The 17,041-nt window shown below is 50.6% G+C and carries 15 protein-coding genes; 11 read left to right on the forward strand and 4 right to left on the reverse strand.

Features of this window, described 5'->3' with window-relative positions:
* Window positions 1–2 precede the first annotated feature (2 nt).
* Together J3P35_RS13430 and J3P35_RS13435 are read left to right on the forward strand one after the other, a co-directional pair.
* Window positions 3–755 (forward strand): copper homeostasis protein CutC, encoded by a 753-nt coding sequence (locus J3P35_RS13430; RefSeq protein ID WP_210465092.1) that lies wholly within the window; start codon window positions 3–5, stop codon window positions 753–755.
* A 172-nt stretch (window positions 756–927) separates the two neighbouring features.
* Entirely contained in the window at window positions 928–2,082 is a 1,155-nt protein-coding gene (locus tag J3P35_RS13435; RefSeq protein ID WP_210465093.1) for a sigma-54-dependent transcriptional regulator, read from the forward strand.
* Between the two features lie 96 nt (window positions 2,083–2,178).
* Here J3P35_RS13435 and J3P35_RS13440 read toward each other — a convergent pair whose 3' ends face one another.
* On the reverse strand, window positions 2,179–3,171 hold the full coding sequence (locus tag J3P35_RS13440; protein ID WP_210465094.1) for an acyl-CoA synthetase family protein: 993 nt from the start codon (window positions 3,169–3,171) through the stop codon (window positions 2,179–2,181).
* A gap of 165 nt (window positions 3,172–3,336) precedes the next feature.
* Here J3P35_RS13440 and J3P35_RS13445 point away from each other — a divergent pair, with 165 nt between their 5' ends.
* Entirely contained in the window at window positions 3,337–3,810 is a 474-nt protein-coding gene (locus J3P35_RS13445; RefSeq protein ID WP_210465095.1) for a hypothetical protein, read from the forward strand.
* A gap of 75 nt (window positions 3,811–3,885) precedes the next feature.
* On the opposite strand, the gene J3P35_RS13450 is transcribed toward J3P35_RS13445, so the two are convergent.
* Window positions 3,886–6,297: an alpha-ketoacid dehydrogenase subunit alpha/beta gene (locus tag J3P35_RS13450; protein ID WP_210465096.1), complete on the reverse strand. Its 2,412-nt coding sequence runs from the start codon at window positions 6,295–6,297 to the stop codon at window positions 3,886–3,888.
* 185 nt (window positions 6,298–6,482) lie between these two features.
* On the opposite strand from J3P35_RS13450, the gene J3P35_RS13455 reads away from it, so the two are divergent.
* From J3P35_RS13455 to ald, 3 genes are all read left to right on the forward strand, one after another.
* On the forward strand, window positions 6,483–7,274 hold the full coding sequence (locus J3P35_RS13455) for a DUF1573 domain-containing protein (protein ID WP_210465097.1): 792 nt from the start codon (window positions 6,483–6,485) through the stop codon (window positions 7,272–7,274).
* Window positions 7,275–7,463: 189 nt separating this feature from the next.
* Window positions 7,464–8,225, forward strand: a complete 762-nt coding sequence (locus J3P35_RS13460; protein WP_210465098.1) for a hypothetical protein — start codon at window positions 7,464–7,466, stop codon at window positions 8,223–8,225.
* A gap of 233 nt (window positions 8,226–8,458) precedes the next feature.
* Window positions 8,459–9,574, forward strand: coding sequence for an alanine dehydrogenase (gene ald, locus J3P35_RS13465; RefSeq protein WP_210465099.1), 1,116 nt, complete (start codon window positions 8,459–8,461; stop codon window positions 9,572–9,574).
* 168 nt (window positions 9,575–9,742) lie between these two features.
* On the opposite strand, the gene J3P35_RS13470 is transcribed toward ald, so the two are convergent.
* Window positions 9,743–10,198: a type I restriction enzyme HsdR N-terminal domain-containing protein gene (locus J3P35_RS13470; RefSeq protein WP_210465100.1), complete on the reverse strand. Its 456-nt coding sequence runs from the start codon at window positions 10,196–10,198 to the stop codon at window positions 9,743–9,745.
* Window positions 10,199–10,273: 75 nt separating this feature from the next.
* On the opposite strand from J3P35_RS13470, the gene J3P35_RS13475 reads away from it, so the two are divergent.
* Both J3P35_RS13475 and J3P35_RS13480 read left to right on the forward strand, forming a co-directional pair.
* Window positions 10,274–11,044 (forward strand): AMP nucleosidase, encoded by a 771-nt coding sequence (locus J3P35_RS13475; RefSeq protein ID WP_210465101.1) that lies wholly within the window; start codon window positions 10,274–10,276, stop codon window positions 11,042–11,044.
* On the forward strand, window positions 11,037–12,689 hold the full coding sequence (locus J3P35_RS13480) for an amidohydrolase (RefSeq protein WP_210465102.1): 1,653 nt from the start codon (window positions 11,037–11,039) through the stop codon (window positions 12,687–12,689). The genes J3P35_RS13475 and J3P35_RS13480 overlap by 8 nt, the downstream gene beginning before the upstream one ends.
* Before the next feature lie 89 nt (window positions 12,690–12,778).
* Here the strand turns inward: J3P35_RS13480 and J3P35_RS13485 are convergent, their stop codons facing one another.
* The gene (locus J3P35_RS13485) at window positions 12,779–14,092 is read right to left on the reverse strand and encodes an MFS transporter (RefSeq protein ID WP_246850211.1); all 1,314 of its coding nucleotides are present in this window, start codon (window positions 14,090–14,092) and stop codon (window positions 12,779–12,781) included.
* A 149-nt stretch (window positions 14,093–14,241) separates the two neighbouring features.
* Between J3P35_RS13485 and J3P35_RS13490 the strand changes: the two genes are divergently transcribed.
* From J3P35_RS13490 to J3P35_RS13500, 3 genes are all read left to right on the forward strand, one after another.
* Window positions 14,242–14,826 (forward strand): RNA polymerase sigma-70 factor, encoded by a 585-nt coding sequence (locus tag J3P35_RS13490; protein WP_210465103.1) that lies wholly within the window; start codon window positions 14,242–14,244, stop codon window positions 14,824–14,826.
* 98 nt (window positions 14,827–14,924) lie between these two features.
* Entirely contained in the window at window positions 14,925–15,998 is a 1,074-nt protein-coding gene (locus J3P35_RS13495) for a FecR family protein (protein ID WP_210465104.1), read from the forward strand.
* Window positions 15,979–16,764: a head GIN domain-containing protein gene (locus tag J3P35_RS13500; protein ID WP_262897561.1), complete on the forward strand. Its 786-nt coding sequence runs from the start codon at window positions 15,979–15,981 to the stop codon at window positions 16,762–16,764. Before J3P35_RS13495 ends, J3P35_RS13500 begins: the two co-directional genes overlap by 20 nt.
* Window positions 16,765–17,041: the final 277 nt, after the last annotated feature.

Here is a 17,041-nt window from a genome sequence, read left to right on the forward strand (position 1 = left end):
CCATGGGTAGATCCATATTGATGGAGGTTTGCGTAGACTCTGTACAGTCGGCTATTACTGCGCAGGCCGCCGGGGCCCAACGGGTGGAACTCTGCGACAACCTGGTGGAGGGCGGTACCACGCCCAGTGCGGGCATGATCCAAATCTGCCGGCAACACCTGTCCATTGGCTTGCACGTGCTTATCCGGCCGCGCCGGGGCGATTTCCTGTACTCAGACCTGGAGTTTGAAGTCATGAGGCATGACATCCAGATAGCAAAAGAGATGGGCACAGATGGCGTGGTTCTGGGCGTGCTGCTCCCCGAGGGCAACATTGATGTGGTCCGCACCCGCGAACTGATAAGCCTTGCCCGCCCCATGAGCGTCACCTTTCATCGGGCCTTTGACCTCACACCGGATCCTTTCAGGGCTTTAGACGATTTGCTCCAACTGCAGGTAGACCGGCTGCTGACATCGGGGCAGCAGCCCACAGCTCCCGAGGGCGCAGAACTCATCTCGGCACTTTGCCAAAAAGCCGGTGAAAACCTGAGTGTCCTGCCAGGCGGAGGCATCAACGAGGACAACCTCAAAGCACTTCTGGAGCAAACAGGTGTCACGGAATTCCACGCTTCAGCGCGGGAGTTTGCCCCAAGCAAGATGACTTTCAGGAGAGAGGAAGTACCCATGGGCGGCAGTCCGCTGACCACCGAATATGGCAGCATGACCGCTTCGCAGACCAGAATTGCCAGATTGTTGGATTTAGCCCGGCAAACCTAAACCCCATTCTTGGCAACTGCCCAAAGTTTTATACTTTTAGCTTTATTTTCAGCTTCTGTTTTAGCGTCCTTTTATGAAAACCGGGCTTAAAATATCCTAGAAGTCTATTCCCGCGTAAGCCTCGGAAATAAACCCCAGGCTTTTGCCGTTGGCACAGTAAATAAGATAACCCATGCCCAAAATTCTGATCATAGATGATGAACGTAGCATCCGCTACACCTTGAAAGAGATTCTGGAGTACGAGAACTACACCGTAGACGAAGCCGAAGACGGCGAGCGCGGATTGGAGATGCTGCAGAAATCCAAATACGACGTGGTGCTCTGCGACATCAAAATGCCCAAGCTGGACGGTATGGAGGTCCTGGAGCGGGCCCAGATCCTGGTACCGGATACGCCCTTTATCATGATCTCGGCACACGGCACCATTGATACCGCCGTGGAGGCCACAAAGAAAGGCGCCTATGATTTCCTGGTGAAACCCCCGGATCTGAACCGCCTCTTGGTATCGGTGCGTAATGCGCTGGACAAAGCTACCTTGGTGACCGAGACCAAAACTCTTAAGAAAAAAATCTCCAAGACCTATGAAATGGTAGGCGCCTCGCCTGCCTTGGGCAAGGTAAAATCGGCGGTGGCCAAAGTAGCGCCTACCGATGCCCGCGTGCTCATCACCGGCCCTAACGGCGCCGGAAAGGAACTAGTGGCCCGTTCCCTGCACGAGCAAAGCAACCGTGCCAACGGACCGCTGGTGGAAGTGAACTGCGCCGCCATTCCTAGTGAGTTGATTGAAAGTGAGTTGTTCGGGCACGAGAAAGGCTCGTTCACCTCGGCGGTGAAGCAGCGCATCGGGAAGTTTGAGCAGGCCAACGGCGGCACGCTGTTCCTGGATGAGATCGGGGATATGAGCCTTTCGGCGCAAGCCAAGGTGCTCCGTGCTTTGCAAGAACACAAAATCACCCGCGTAGGCGGCGACAAGGACATTACCGTAGATGTGCGCGTGGTAGCAGCCACAAACAAAAACCTGTTGGAGGAGATTGAGGCCAAGAACTTCCGCGAGGACTTATACCACCGCCTGAGTGTGATCCTGATCCACGTGCCGCCCCTGAATGAGCGCCGCGAAGATATCCCTGATCTGGTAGAGAAATTCCTGCAGGACGTGGCCCGCGACTACGGCAACAAACCCAAGAAAATCACCCCGGAGGCCCTCACCTACCTGCAAGGCCTTGACTGGCGAGGCAACGTGCGGGAGCTCCGCAACGTGGTGGAACGCCTGGTGATCATGAGCGATGAAACCATCACCGAGGAAGACGCCCGCGCTTACGCGAAGTAAAAAACCGTCTTTCCTTTAAAACAGAAACACCTCTCAATTCATTTTTGAGAGGTGTTTCTGTTTTAAAGCTGTTTTGAGAAAAACAGCCATAAGACGCTAACTTACAAGCAGATTACAACCCCTTACGTCTGAGTTATCGAATCGACCCAGGATCTCAAAAGACCCGTCCGGGTACAGTTTGCCCAGGTCTTTGGTTTCAATGAAAGCGCAGGAATCTACGTTGGCCAGATCAATCACATTCACGCCGCCGGAGCCGGCCCCTGAGGAAACGGAGAGCGGATCATTCACGTCCCGCACCAGGATTCGGAGGGTACGCGATGGCTGGAAAATACCAGCGCCCGTAGAATAGGCCTGCGACAGGAGCTCCGTCATGCCGTATTCTGAATGAATAGCCTCCACTCCGAAAGCCTGGGTCAGTACCGCGTGCAGCTCGTCGCGCACCATCTCGCGGCGGCGGCCTTTCATGCCCCCGGTCTCAAATATGGTAATACCGCTCAGTTCTTCGGCGCCAGGTTCCTCGGCCAAATCCAACAGCGCATACGTCACCCCGAAGAGGTACACTTTCTTGCCTTCGGCCTTGGCTTTCTTTATGGCTTCCCGCAGTTCCTGGTGGTTCCGGAGGTAAAAGCCTGGTTCTACCTGGCCGGTAGCTTTGATGAAGTGATCTACCATCATCACCAGTGAAGAGTCTCCCTGCTCCAGGTAAGAGGGAAGCAAGGCCAAAACCACACTGCCGGCTAGTGGTCCGTAGGTTTCCTCAAAGAGGTGCTGGGCATGCTGCTTGTAAAATCCGGTGTCAAAAACCAGGTGCTGACTTCGCTGCTGCAGCGTGGTGCCGCTGCTCTTGAAAATGGCCTCGGGCTTGAATAGGTGAGACTGTACGGTATGGGTCTTGAAGAACTCAATGGGCAAAAAGGGTATCTGGCTCAGTTCCTTTACCTGGTTTGGGTCTTTCCTGAGAAAATGGATATACTGCCGGTAAACGGGGTTATGCTCCGCCTGGTATTGAAACAAAGCCAAGGCAGCAGCCTCAAAATTCAGGGGAACTTTCTGGATGATCTCTTTTTTGTATTCTTCGGGAAAACCCATGGGTGAGAAAGCTAAATTATACAACAAAGTAAGCAAGTGCGCGTTAGGATTTGTACCTTAGGTGCTCATAATTTTACTATGAAAAGACATAGACTCTTCTTAGGCCTGGCCTTTGTACTTGGTTCTCTGGGGTTAACCTCCTGCTATGAAAAGCCGGATTTTGATATGACCCCTAACCTTACCTTCAGAGGAATTGAGCAGCGCACCCTGCGCAACGCCAGCAACGTCACCTATGATTCCCTTATTCTGGTGGTTCGGTTTCAGGACGGCGACGGAGATCTAGGATTATCTGAGACCTTGTATCCCGAAGATATTCAGCCTCCATTTAACTCTGGTGGCGAACATTTTTACAACATGATCTGCAACATCTATAAGAAGGTAAACGGGAATTATGAGCGGGTAATGGTGAATGGCAGCCCTATCAATTACAACGGTAGGTTTCCCAGAGTTTCCACTGAGGACCGAGAAGAGCCGTTGGAAGGCGACATCCGCTATAGCATTAATATTTTTCAAAGCCGGTTAAGCCCATTGCAACCTGGTGACACCATCAGGTTTGATGTAAAGGTATTTGACCGGGCCCTGCATGAAAGCCCTACCGTAACCACCTCAGATGTGGTTCTGTTTTCAAAGCCTCAATAAACCCATACAAGACATATTAAAAGCCAGCGGCCTGCTTATGAGAAGCAGGCCGCTGGCTTTTATAGGAAATCCACGCTAGTAAAGGGATGGATAGCTCTCGGGATCTGCTTCGTTCATGATGGCGTATACCTGCTCAAACACATCCTCGGCGCTTGGCTTGGAGAAGTAGTCTCCGTCTGTAGAGTATGATGGCCGGTGATCCTGCGCCGACAGCGTAGCCGGTTTAGAATCCAGCCAGCGCCAGGCCTCCTGCTCATCAATCACCTTTTGCATCATAAAGCCAGTAGCCCCTCCAGATACGTCCTCATCGGTGAACAGAACGCGGCTGGTCTTCCGGATGGAGTCGGTAATCAGATGATCCAGGTCAAAAGGCAGCAAGGTTTGCACGTCAATCACCTCAGCGGAGATGCCCACGGTCTGCAGTTGCTCTGCGGCCTCCATTACTACCCGGCACATAGAACCGTAGGTCACAATGGTGATATTGGTACCTTTTCTAAGAACCTCTGGCATACCCAGCGGCACGGTAAACTCCCCTATGTTCGCAGGAATACGTTCTTTCAGGCGGTAACCGTTCAGGCACTCTACTACTAGCGCCGGCTCATCAGACTTGAGCAACAGGTTGTAGAAACCAGCGGCCTGGGTCATGTTACGGGGCACCAGCACGTGCATGCCGCGCAAGCTATTCAGAATCATCCCCATGGGCGAGCCAGAATGCCAAACACCTTCCAGGCGGTGGCCGCGGGTACGCACAATCATAGGGGCTTTCTGGCCGCCTTTGGTGCGGTACTGCAAGCTAGCCACGTCATCGCTCAGGATCTGGATGGCATACAATAGGTAATCCAAGTATTGGATCTCGGTGATGGGGCGAAGTCCTCTTAGAGCAGCGCCAATGCCTTGTCCAGCGATGGTACACTCCCGAATACCGGTATCCGTCACCCGCAGTTCGCCGTATTTGTCCTGCAAACCGGCAAAGGCCTGGTTTACGTCCCCGATCTTTCCTACATCCTCCCCGATGGCGAACAAGCGGGGCTCACGGGCCAGTGCGGCGTCAAAGCAGGCTTGCAGTACCTCCCGACCGTCAACTATCGGGCTGTTCTCGGTATATTCAGGTTTGATCTCCTCCACCAGCAAAGCAGACTCGTCTGATTGGCTGTAGAGGTAAGAATTGTAGCGCTCTGCGTTCTCTCCCTGCACAGTTTCCAGCCATTTCACCAAGTCGCGCTTGGCAATGCCTCTTTCCTTGCGCACAAAGCGAAGGGCTTTACGGGCAGCCTTAATAGCATCAGATCTTAGTGGGTTGATGGTTTTGGCCAGTTCCTCGCGGATGGAAGCTATTTCTGAGGCGTTTTCTGAAATACTGCCAGAAAGCTGCTCCAGCAAGTGCAGGCATTGGTTATGGTCTTCCTGAATGCCGGCGTTGAAGGAACTCCAGGCGGCAGCCCGGGCTACGCGCACCGCTTCCTTGGCCTCAGCCTCAATCTGGTTCAGTTCAGCATGTTCAGCGTAGCCGCTGGTGATAAGCCAGTTGCGCATCTGCTTGATACAGTCATACTCCTCTTCCCAGGCCAGGCGCTCCTTTGATTTGTAGCGCTCATGCGAGCCTGAGGTGGAGTGACCCTGCGGTTGCGTTACCTCTTCCACGTGGATGAGCACGGGCACGTGCTGCTCACGGCAAACCTGGGTGGCCTGCTGGTACACCTCGCAAAGGGCGGCGTAATCCCAGCCTTTCACCTTGAATAACTCAAATCCCTGCTCACCTGGGGCCTCACGCTGGAAGCCGGCCAGAATCTCAGAGATGCTGCTTTTAGTTGTTTGGTAATGGGCAGGCACCGAGATGCCGTAACCGTCATCCCACACCGATACCAGCATGGGTACCTGCAGAACGCCGGCCGCGTTGATGGCCTCAAAGAAAACCCCCTCAGAAGTAGAGGCATTCCCGATAGTCCCGAAGGCGATCTCGTCTCCGTTGTTGGAGAAATCTGTGAACTGGTGCAGTTCCGGGTTTTGTCTGTATAACTTAGAAGCGTAGGCTAATCCTAAAAGGCGAGGCATCTGTGCTCCTGTTGGCGAGATGTCAGCCGAGGAGTTCTTGGAGGTAGTCTGCGGTTTCCATTTGCCTTCGTCGTCCAAAAGGCGGGTGCCGAAGTGGCCCGTCATGCTCCTACCCGCGGTGGAAGGCTCCTGCTCTACGTCTGTATGGGCATAAAGCTGCGCGAAGAACTGCTGAACGGTCAGTTCGCCGATAGCGAACATGAACGTCTGGTCCCTATAGTACCCTGAGCGGAAATCGCCGGGGCGGAAAAAACGGGCCATGGCCAATTGCGCCACTTCCTTTCCGTCGCCGAAAATTCCGAATTTGGCTTTACCCATGAACACTTCTTTCCGGCCGGTTAAACTGGCCTGCCGACTCTCGCACGCAATGCGATAGTCCTGCAACATCTCTTCTTTAGTAAGGGAAAGCTGATTAATCCGTTCAACGGTTTGCATGCGTTATCTTATAAGGTCCTATAAGGATTTTTAAAGTCAAAACTACGTAAGATTTACCCCATTTTCAAATGCCATGGCTTTGATTCTGGTCCTGGAATTGATTTTTAGTAGTTATCCGAACTAATTTTTATTATTTTTGTTAGCTCACTTAACGGGCCATAAAACTGATACAAACTTAAAGAATTATGAAAAAAATCTATCTACTGCTCGCTTTTGCCCTGGTAGTACTTACCCAAGGAATGGTTTCGGCCCAGGGAGTGCTTACCTTCGAGAAAGACACCCATGATTTTGGCAATGTTACCGAGGGCGTACAAGCTATCTACGAATTTAAATTCAAGAATACTGGAAATCAGCCGGTAGTAATTTCGCATGTACAGGCTTCCTGCGGATGTACTACCCCAGAATGGCCCAAAGAGGCAATCTTACCAGGCAAAACCGGCGTGGTGAAAGCAGGTTACAACAGCGCTGGCCGTCCTGGTGCTTTCAGCAAAACGTTGACTATTACCTCAAACGGCAATCCAGAGACCCAGTCTCTTTTCATCAAAGGAACCGTAGTTCCTAAAGATGCGGCGCCCGCCCCTGCAGCCCACACCGCTGAGGAAGTGGCCAAATCCCCAAAGATCGACGTGGCCAGCTCCACCTATGATTTCGGGAAATTGGAAAAAGGCCAGAAAGCCACCGCTAAATTCACCATCAAAAACACTGGTAAAACAGACCTGAATGTGACCGGAATTCAGACTGCCTGCAACTGTGTGGCCTTCAAAATGAGCCCTTCTGTAGTAAAAGCAGGACAATCTGCAAAGTTGGAACTTACCTATAGTCCTCAGGTGTTACAGGACAGAATTGAGACAGTAACGCTTGTTTCAAACGACATCACCGGCGCTACGCCTGCCTTTACCCTAAAGGCCAAAGTGGTAGATAGCCTGGCAAAGCAAAGTTCAGTTAAGGTTAACAAGGCGTCAGTGCCTTTTAAATAGTTTTTTCATAGTTTTATTTTGTACTAATGGCAGTAACAGTGTTGCTGCCTTTTTTTATGCCCGTTTCAATACTATACAGCCTTTTAGTACTAAAATTCAGCCTTACAGCATAACAATCAGGACAACTGTAGGTCTGCTTTCTGTCCAGAATAACTAATATTATATTCTAGCAAAGAACAGAGTTAAAACATGAGGCAACTATTACCATTGGTTATTTCACTATTTCTTACCTCTCTGGTCACCCAAGCCCAGCAGAAAAAAGCTGCGGCAAAACCTATTGTTGAAGCAGAAGCGCCGGTTAAGCAAACCACCATTAGTGTTATAGGCCCCTTCAAAATAGGGGAAACAAAAGTAACATTTATGCTTACCCTCCAAGACTCTCTGAATCCTGGTGCAAAGATCCCTGTAACGGATCTACAGATTAGACCCATGGAGTTTGAAGGAACCAACATCGCGGAGGTAGTGAACAACCATTTTTTTCTTAACAAAGCCCACCGGGAATCTACTACCTGCCCCAATTCCCGCGTATTTTACCTTGATCGCCTCTTAATTGGGGATGACGAATACACCGAGATCTTTCTCCATTTTTTCAATGGAAAACTGTTCAGCCTCAAGTGTGAGGCCCCTATTAAACTAGGGGAAAAACTGGCCGCCAAATTTGGACAGCCCATGTCAACCACCACCGTAAAAGACAGGCCATACATGGGAGTAAGGGTTTTCCAACACAAAGAGGTCAATAGTTATTGGCACAACCAAACCATTAAGGCACGGCTATACTCATCCTCTGGTGCAGAATGGGGTGAGCACAGCTATTTCATCATCAGAGATGAAGCCGTCTATAAAGAATGGAAGATATGCGATGATGAAAGTTTAGCCAACAGGAAGAAAAGGATAGAAAAGGACCGGAAAGCTATAGAAGAAGGTAAGTTGCTGCAAATACCTACCTATTAATATAATAGTGTTGCCATCTCAACATCAACAAAGAAGCGCATTCCCGCAATAGTCAAATTTGAAAAGTCATAGTTATATCATTTTATCTTAGTTTTACAGCCTTTTTTATAAAATGAGGCTGAAAACTGTCTTGAACCAAACAAACGTTAATTAAAATAGAACTGGGGTTGCAAATCTCATAGGTGGTTGGTGTATATTTGTACACTTTTTCACCACCTTATAAAAAATCGCAAATGATTATTGGTCTTCCGAAGGAGATAAAAAACAACGAGAACCGCGTGGCCCTCACCCCCGGTGGCGTGGCGGAATTTATAAAGAACGGACATACTGTGTATGTACAAGCTACTGCCGGTGAAGGCAGTGGTTTCTCAGATGAGGAATATGCCATTGCTGGCGCAACCATCCTTCCAACTATTGAGGAAGTGTACGGCATTGCCGAGATGATTGTGAAAGTGAAAGAGCCTATTGAGCAGGAATATAACCTTATCAAGGAAGGCCAATTATTGTTCACTTACTTCCACTTTGCTTCTTACGAGCCTCTAACCCACGCCATGATCCAGCGCAAGGCTACCTGTCTGGCGTACGAGACCGTAGAACTGAAAGACCGTTCTCTTCCTTTGCTGGTACCTATGAGCGAAGTGGCGGGCCGTATGGCGCCGCAAGAAGGTGCCAAATACCTGGAGAAACCTTTGAAAGGCCGCGGCATTCTGTTGGGTGGTGTACCTGGTGTGAAGCCAGCCAACGTATTGGTATTGGGTGGTGGTATCGTAGGAACCCAGGCAGCTAAGATCTCTGCCGGTTTCGGTGCCAACGTGACCATCATGGACATCAGCCTGAAGCGTCTGCGGGAGCTGGATGACATCATGCCTGCCAACGTGACCACCGTGATGTCTAACCACTACAACATCAAGGAAGCCATCAAAACTGCTGACTTGATCATTGGGGCGGTTTTGATCCCAGGCGCGAAAGCCCCTCACCTGATCACCCGCGAGATGCTGAAAGACATGCGTCCGGGTACCGTTTTGGTAGACGTAGCCGTTGACCAAGGAGGTTGCATCGAGACATGTAAGCCTACTACCCACGAGAACCCAACCTTCATCATTGATGATGTGGTGCATTACTGCGTGGCCAACATGCCAGGTGCGGTTCCTTACACTTCTACACTTGCCCTCACCAACGCTACCCTGCCTTACGCCCTGTTACTGGCTAACAAAGGTTGGAAAGCAGCTTGCCAGGAGCGTGACGAGCTGAGACTCGGCTTGAACGTGGTAGACGGTAAAGTAGTGTACCCAGGCGTGGCCGAGGCTTTCGGATTGCCGTTGACAGATGTAGCTGAAGTTTTGGCTTAATCTCCCTTATTCATAAAAAAAGGCCGCCTCTTCTCTGAAGGGGCGGCCTTTTTGTTTGCCCATATTTTTTGAATGTTTTACCCAAAATATATCTAAAACAAGAAGGCTATTTACCCCTGTCTATCAACTAAATAAATCAATTGACAACAGGGTTTACAACTAACCTGTTTATAGCCCGATTTCCTGAAAAGAAGGCAAAACCGGAATAGGCGTAATCTGCTTCGTTTCATTGTGTACGTGCCAGCAGTAATGGTCACGGCCGTTGCTGACCATCAGGTAAGGTGCCCCGATGGTTTGGTTATAGACAGCCACTTGCCGTACGGTGGCCTCGGTAATGGGCATGTGCACGGCTTTACATTCCACTAACAATAGCGGCGAGCCTTCGGTAGAGTAGACCCTTAGGTCAGTGCGTTTTTGCAGTGTGTTGTATTTGGTGCCACGCTCCACACTCATCAATGCCAGAGGGTAATTCAGGTGGGCGTGCAACAAATGGATGATGTGCTGCCGTACCCATTCCTCTGGAGTCAGGACCACATATTTGCGCCTAACCTGGTCAAGAATAAAGGTTTTCCCTTCAGAATCCTTAAGTTTGTAAGAATACGCCGGTAAAGAAAGCTGCTCCATAGCCCAAAAGTACAAACCTGAAAGCAGAGCAGCTGTTTCTGCACCCATTTTGTCAAAATAGAACCAAAATAAACTATGAAGACCAAACAGGAGATTGTAGAGAACTGGTTGCCCCGCTACACCGGGCGGCCGCTAAATGAGTTTGGGGAATATATCCTCCTGACCAACTTCCTCAATTACGTGGTCATGTTCGCTGATCAGTTCGGGGTGGAGATCAAGGGCTCGGACAAACCCATGCAGACCGCTACCGCCCAGAACATTACCATCATCAACTTCGGGATGGGGAGCGCCATGGCAGCCACTGTGATGGATTTGCTTTCTGCAGTGAAGCCTAAGGCGGCTTTGTTCCTGGGCAAGTGCGGCGGCCTGAAGAAAGCCAAACTCGGTGATCTCATCCTGCCCATCGCGGCCATCCGGGGCGAGGGAACATCAGACGATTACCTTCCACCGGAAATCCCCGCCTTGCCTTCTTTCCGTCTTCAGCGGGCTGTTTCGTCCATGATCAAAAAGCACGAGATGGACTATTGGACCGGGACTGTCTACACCACCAACCGCCGCGTGTGGGAGCATGACGAGGAGTTCAAGGAATACCTACGCTCCATCCGGGCTTTGGGCGTGGACATGGAGACTGCTACCATCTTTGTGGTAGGCTTTATGAACGATATCCCGCACGGCGCCCTGCTGCTGGTATCTGATAACCCCATGACCCCAGACGGCGTGAAAACCGCTGAGAGTGATTTGAGAATCACCGCTGATTTCGTGACCAAACACCTTCAAATAGGAATTGACGCATTGCTGGAGCTTCGTGACTCCGGTGAATCTGTGAAACACCTGCGCTATGAATAGAAAGTGGAGTTACCTGGGACTGTCTGCCATGCTGGGGCTGTCCCTCCTATCTTCCTGTAGTCGCGGTGAGAAAGCCGATTTGCTGGTCTACAACGCCAATGTGTATACCGTGAACGCCGGTTTTGACAAAGCGCAGGCTTTTGCGGTGAAAGACGGGAAAATTCTGGAGGTGGGCACCTCCGATGGCTTGCGCGAAAAGTATAAAGCCGATCAGGAAGTTGATGCGCAGGGCAAACCGGTGTACCCCGGCCTGATTGACGGTCACGCGCATTTTATGGGCTATGCTATAAACCAACGCGATGCCGATTTGGTTGGCACCACCTCCTTCGCCGAAGTTGTGCAGCGACTTCAAAACCATCGCAAAGCTTATCCGCAAGCGGCGTGGTTGACGGGCCGTGGCTGGGACCAGAATGACTGGAAGGTGCAACAGTTCCCCACCAAAGACACCCTGGACGCGCTTTTCCCAGATGTTCCCGTCCTTATTGAACGTGTAGACGGCCATGCCCAATTGGCAAACCAGAAAGCACTTGATCTGGCTGGGATAACTCCGCAAACAACCATGACGGGCGGTAAGGTGGAAGTGGCCAATGGAAAGCTTACTGGTATTTTAATAGACAATGCCGCAAACCAGGTAGCTGCCAAAATCCCTTCGCCTTCCAAAAAGGAGCTCACCCAAATGCTAAAGCAAGCGGAAAAGAACCTTTTTAAAGTAGGCATCACCACCGTGGTGGACGCTGGATTACCCAAAGACGCAGTAGACCTTCTGGACTCCCTGCAGAAAAAAGACGAGCTGCGCGTGCGGATTTACGCCATGCTCAGCCCTACGGCGGAGAATAAAGCCCATTTTTTCAAAAACGGGCCTTACACCACAGATAGGCTAACTATACGATCTTTCAAGGTATACGGAGACGGGGCCTTGGGTTCTAGAGGAGCTTGTTTGCTGCACCCGTACAATGACCGGCCCAATGAAACAGGCTTTCTGCTGGAGACGGTGCAGGCCTACAAAGACCTGGCAGCCGAACTTTATAAGCACAATTTCCAGATGAATACCCACGCCATCGGGGATTCTGCCAACCGGGTTATCCTGCAGATCTACGGAGACAACCTGAAGGGTAAGAATGACCGCCGCTGGCGCATTGAGCACGCCCAGGTAGTGAACCCAGCTGATGTGCCGCTTTTCGGTAAATACAGCATCCTGCCCTCGGTGCAGCCTACCCACGCCACCTCAGACATGTACTGGGCAAGTGAGCGCCTAGGCCTGGACAGAGTGAAACACGCTTATGCTTTCAAAGCCTTGCTGCAGCAGAACAACATCCTGCCGCTGGGTTCAGATTTCCCGGTGGAGCACATCAACCCGTTGTTCGGTTTCCACTCGGCCATTGCCCGGCAAGACGCTGATAACTACCCCACTGGAGGTTTCCAGATGGAGAATGCCTTGAGCCGGGAAGAGGCGCTGCGCGGCACTACCATCTGGGCCGCTTACGCCAACTTCGAGGAAAAGCAGAAAGGTAGCCTGGAGCCCGGCAAGGTAGCCGATTTCGTGATACTTGACCAGGACATCATGACCATCAAACCCGAGGCTATCAGAGGAGTTAAGGTGATCAGCACCTACCTCAACGGTGAAAAGGTCTACGGGCAGAAATAACTTTTTAGGGTCTTTTCCTTAAAACAGGCCAAAATTAGAAAGGGCATCCAAGTAGTTGGATGCCCTTTCTCTTTTAAAAATCTCAATGCTTAGACTACCGTTGCCGGCACCGGGGCCAATTTGCGTGTTCTTATAGAAAACAGGATAATGAGCCCCAGCACAAAGAAAACCAGCAGCGTGAGGATACTGTTGCGCATAGACCCGAAAATCTGCTCGGTGATGCCAAAAGAGAGTGTTCCCAGCGCAAGGCCTACTTTATCACAGATATCATAGAAACTGAAGAACGAGGCATGATCAGTGGTCTCTGGTAGTAGTTTGCTGTAGGTGGAACGGGAAAGGGACTGCACGCCACCCATCACGGCGCCCACCACGAACGCCAACACGTAGTACTGATTGCCGGTGGTCACAAAATAAGCCCCGATGGTAATACCCACCCAGACAATCACCGCCCACATAAGGGCCATGGTATTCCCCACCCTTCCAGATAGCCAGGCAAAGAAATAAGCCCCGCCAATGGCCACCGCCTGGATGATTAGCAGCACTGTGATCAAAGCAGTATCCGGCAGGTTCAGCTCTTTGGAGCCAAACAGGGAGGCCACGTACATCACCGTCTGCACGCCCATGTTATAGAAGAAGAAGGCCATCAGGAAACGCTTGAGCAGCGGCAGGTCCTTCAGCATGCCCAATACCTTGCCCAGTTCCCTAAAGCCGTTGAGCAGGTACCCACCTTCTTTTTCCTTCGGGCTGCGGTTGTTGGGGAGGTAGGCAAAGGAATACTGGGCAAACCCAAACCACCACAAACCGGTCATCAGGAAGGAAATACGGGCGGGAAGCCCCTCGTCCTCAATGCCCACCACACCCGGGAAAAGCACCAGCGCCAGGGAAATGATCAAAAGAATCATGCTACCTATGTAGCCCAAGGAAAATCCACGGGCGCTCAGCTTGTCAAAGTTCTCCTCGGTGGCGATCTCCGGCAGGTAGGAATTGTAGAATACGATACTCCCGCTGAACCCAATGGCGGCGACCATGAAAAGCAGCAGCGAGATGGAAAAGGTCTCCTGCGTAAAGAAGAATAAGCCCATACAGGCGGTAGAGCCCATGTAGCAGAAAAAGCGCATGAAATTCTTCTTGTTTCCGCCGTAATCCGCAATAGCCGTAAGCAGAGGACTCAAAAAGGCGATGGTGAGAAAGGCCCCGGTCAAGGCGTAGCTGTACAGCACCGAAGCAGAGATCTCCAACCCGAAAAAGCTGACCAGGTCTCCCCTGTTTCCTTTGGTGAGGGCCACATAGTAAATAGGGAAAATGGCAGTGGTAATAACAAGCGAGTAAACGGAATTGGCCCAGTCATAAAAGCACCAGGCTCTCATTACTTTAGGGTCATTTTTCTTTGTGGTTTGCATCATAAAGGCAGAACTGCCGGGGTAAAACTCAGTTTGGGGTTCTAGTTAAGCAAAATACTCAAATATACCGGTATGGTTCTTTGATTTTAAGACGAAAATATAGGATAGCACACAGGTTCTTTTATCTTTGCAGTACACTTAACCTTATGCATATGGGTACACCTCTACTTACCCAAGACCAGGAGTTGCACACCCTGCTCAAAACCAACGAGACGCTTTTCATGGAGACGTTGTTCAAGCAGTACTATACCCTGCTTTGTAGAACGGCTGTGCGTTTCACCAAAGACACCGAGGCAGCCGAGGACTTAGTGCAAGAAGTCTTCTGCAAAATCTGGCAGAACCGCGAGGTACTGGAAATCAGCACCTCCTACAAAGCGTACCTTGTCAGATCGGTTACAAACCAGGCCTTGAACTACATTGAGAAGCAGAAACGTCTGGTCCTGTCTGAGGACACCTCTCCTTTTGAATCTACCCTATCTGCCAACACTACCATGGAACTGCTGGCAGGCACGGAGATGGAGGGGCGCATCCAACAGGCCCTGAACGAGTTACCGCCGCAGTGCCGCCTCATCTTTGAAATGAGCCGTTTTGAGGAGCTTACCTACAAAGAAATTGCCGAAACGCTGGATCTTTCCCCTAAAACGGTGGAAAACCAGATGGGAAAAGCCTTACGCATTCTGCGGGAACATCTGCTATTTCTATATATAACCACTTCATTATTTGCCACTTTAGCGTAGGCAAGCCAAACTTTTACATTAGCTTAAAAATATTATCGTGGAGATAGGGGTATCGCCCCTATTATCTGTCATATAGACACCACGACACTAACACTACCATGACACAAACAAAACCTGATACCCACGAGAACCCTGAATGGGTCTTGATGGCTAAAGCTTTGCGGGGGGAACTGTCAGATCAAGAACAGCTGGAGTTTTCTGCCTGGCTGAACGAGGATGACGCCCACCTGCAACAATGGACCGAAGCCCTGGAAGTCTGGGACGAAGTAGGTACCGAACAGAACAACACCTTCAACCCAGATGCAGAGCTAGCCTGGAACAAACTGAGCGCCAAATTAGACTTCCCCACTGAAACGAAAGTAATCCCGCTCATCCCTGAGGAGACGCACGCCTATGAGGCATCCCAGGAAACCGTAGAGAGACAGCTTTTCCCCTGGAATACCCTGTACAAGTATGCCGCGGCCTTCGTACTGGCTGCTGGATTGGCTTGGATAGGGTATTTGCAGTTTAACACAGACCCGGTGGCTTGGACTCAGGTGGCCACCGCCGCGGGCCAGAGACAGTTGATCAATCTGCCAGACAGCAGCCAGGTCACGCTTAATGAGAATTCCGTCCTGCGTTACCACACTGCCTTCAATGGCGCTGAGCGCAGGGTTGAACTGGTGGGTGAAGGATTCTTTGAGGTCCGCAAAAACCCTGAACAGCCTTTCATTGTGAAAAGCGGCAACGCCCAGACAAAAGTTTTGGGCACTTCTTTCAATGTGCGGGCAAACAAAAACGAGGCCGATGTCTCTGTGGCGGTAGTTACCGGCAAAGTGGCTTTCTCTTCTCTGAAAGACAACAAGCAGGTGTTGCTCACCCCTGGTTACACCGGGCACCTATCTGCCAATGGCCAGCTAGACCGAAAAGAAACCTTGCAATCTTCTTCCAGCACCTGGCGGGCACTGGTGTTCCAGAACACCTCCATCAAGGCCGTAGCCGACCAATTGGAAGCGTACTTCAAAGTTTCTGTGGAAGTTCCTAACCAGAGCCTGCAGGCGTGCACCTTCACTGGCACGTTTGAGAACCCTGAACTGGATGAGATTCTAACGGTCTTGAAAGCTTCTTCAGACCTTAAGGTAAACCAGACCGCCGCCGGTTCCTATACCCTGGATGGCGCAGGTTGCAAGTAATAGCTTTCACCTGCCCAGAATTGTGAAATCAACTATTCGTGCAAAAGGAATCTACTCCCTTTTGGTTTGCTTTTACGTCTTCGTTTTTACCTCCTGTGACATTTTGGGCACTGGCCCGTGCCAGAAAGGAACCGGCGAGACGAAAACAGAAGCAAGGGATGTAGCTTCTTTTAAGGCTGTAGACATGCGGATCGGCGGAAACGTGCATGTTTCCGCCGGATCTAAAGTGTCGGTGAGCGTACAAAGTTTCGCCAACCTGCTCCCAGAGATCATGACCGAGGTGGAAGGAAACACCCTGGTCATTAGATCTGAATCCTGCCTTGATTACGCAGACGAAGAAACCAACATATTCATTACCCTGCCGGACATAACAGGGGCGGAGCTTAAAAGCTCTGGGCAGATGCGCATCCAAACGGTGCCTTCTTCTGGTTTGTTGGCTATCCATTTAGCAGGGTCGGGTTCCATCAGGTACATTGGCAGTGCAGACCGCATCAATGTCCAGAACTCTGGTTCCGGCATTGTAGACCTGGAAGGCTTTGTCAATAACCTGGAAACCACCCTCACCGGCTCTGGCAGCATACAAGGGTATTTCCTGCATGCAGACACGGCTAAAACCAAAACCACCGGTTCTGGTTTTCAGCAGATCTGGGTAGATAAGACCCTGGATGCCACCGTCACCGGAAGCGGAAATATCTACTACCGGGGCTATCCGCACCTGATTTCCACCTTCACCTCCGGAAGCGGAAAAGTAATCAATGACAACTAAAAAGCGGCTGCCTAAGGCTTTTCCTTGGGCAGCCGCTTTTTTTCTCCTCTCCTATTCAAATCCTATTCAAATCTCACTTTCAGATCCGGCAAGTACCTAATTGGTAATTGCTGCCCAAAGGCAAATGCTCGTTTTTAGGTTTATTTTTGAAAATCAGGCTCTAAAAAGATTTAAGGTAGACAATGTTTTTCCCTTCTATTTCCAAAAATAGACCATAAACCAATTATAAGCCAGAAAGAAAGGCACTTATTAACTATATTTTAATTATAGTATTTTG

Origin of the sequence: Rufibacter roseolus, assembly GCF_017916365.1 — a bacterium.
Lineage (GTDB): Bacteria > Bacteroidota > Bacteroidia > Cytophagales > Hymenobacteraceae > Nibribacter > Nibribacter roseolus.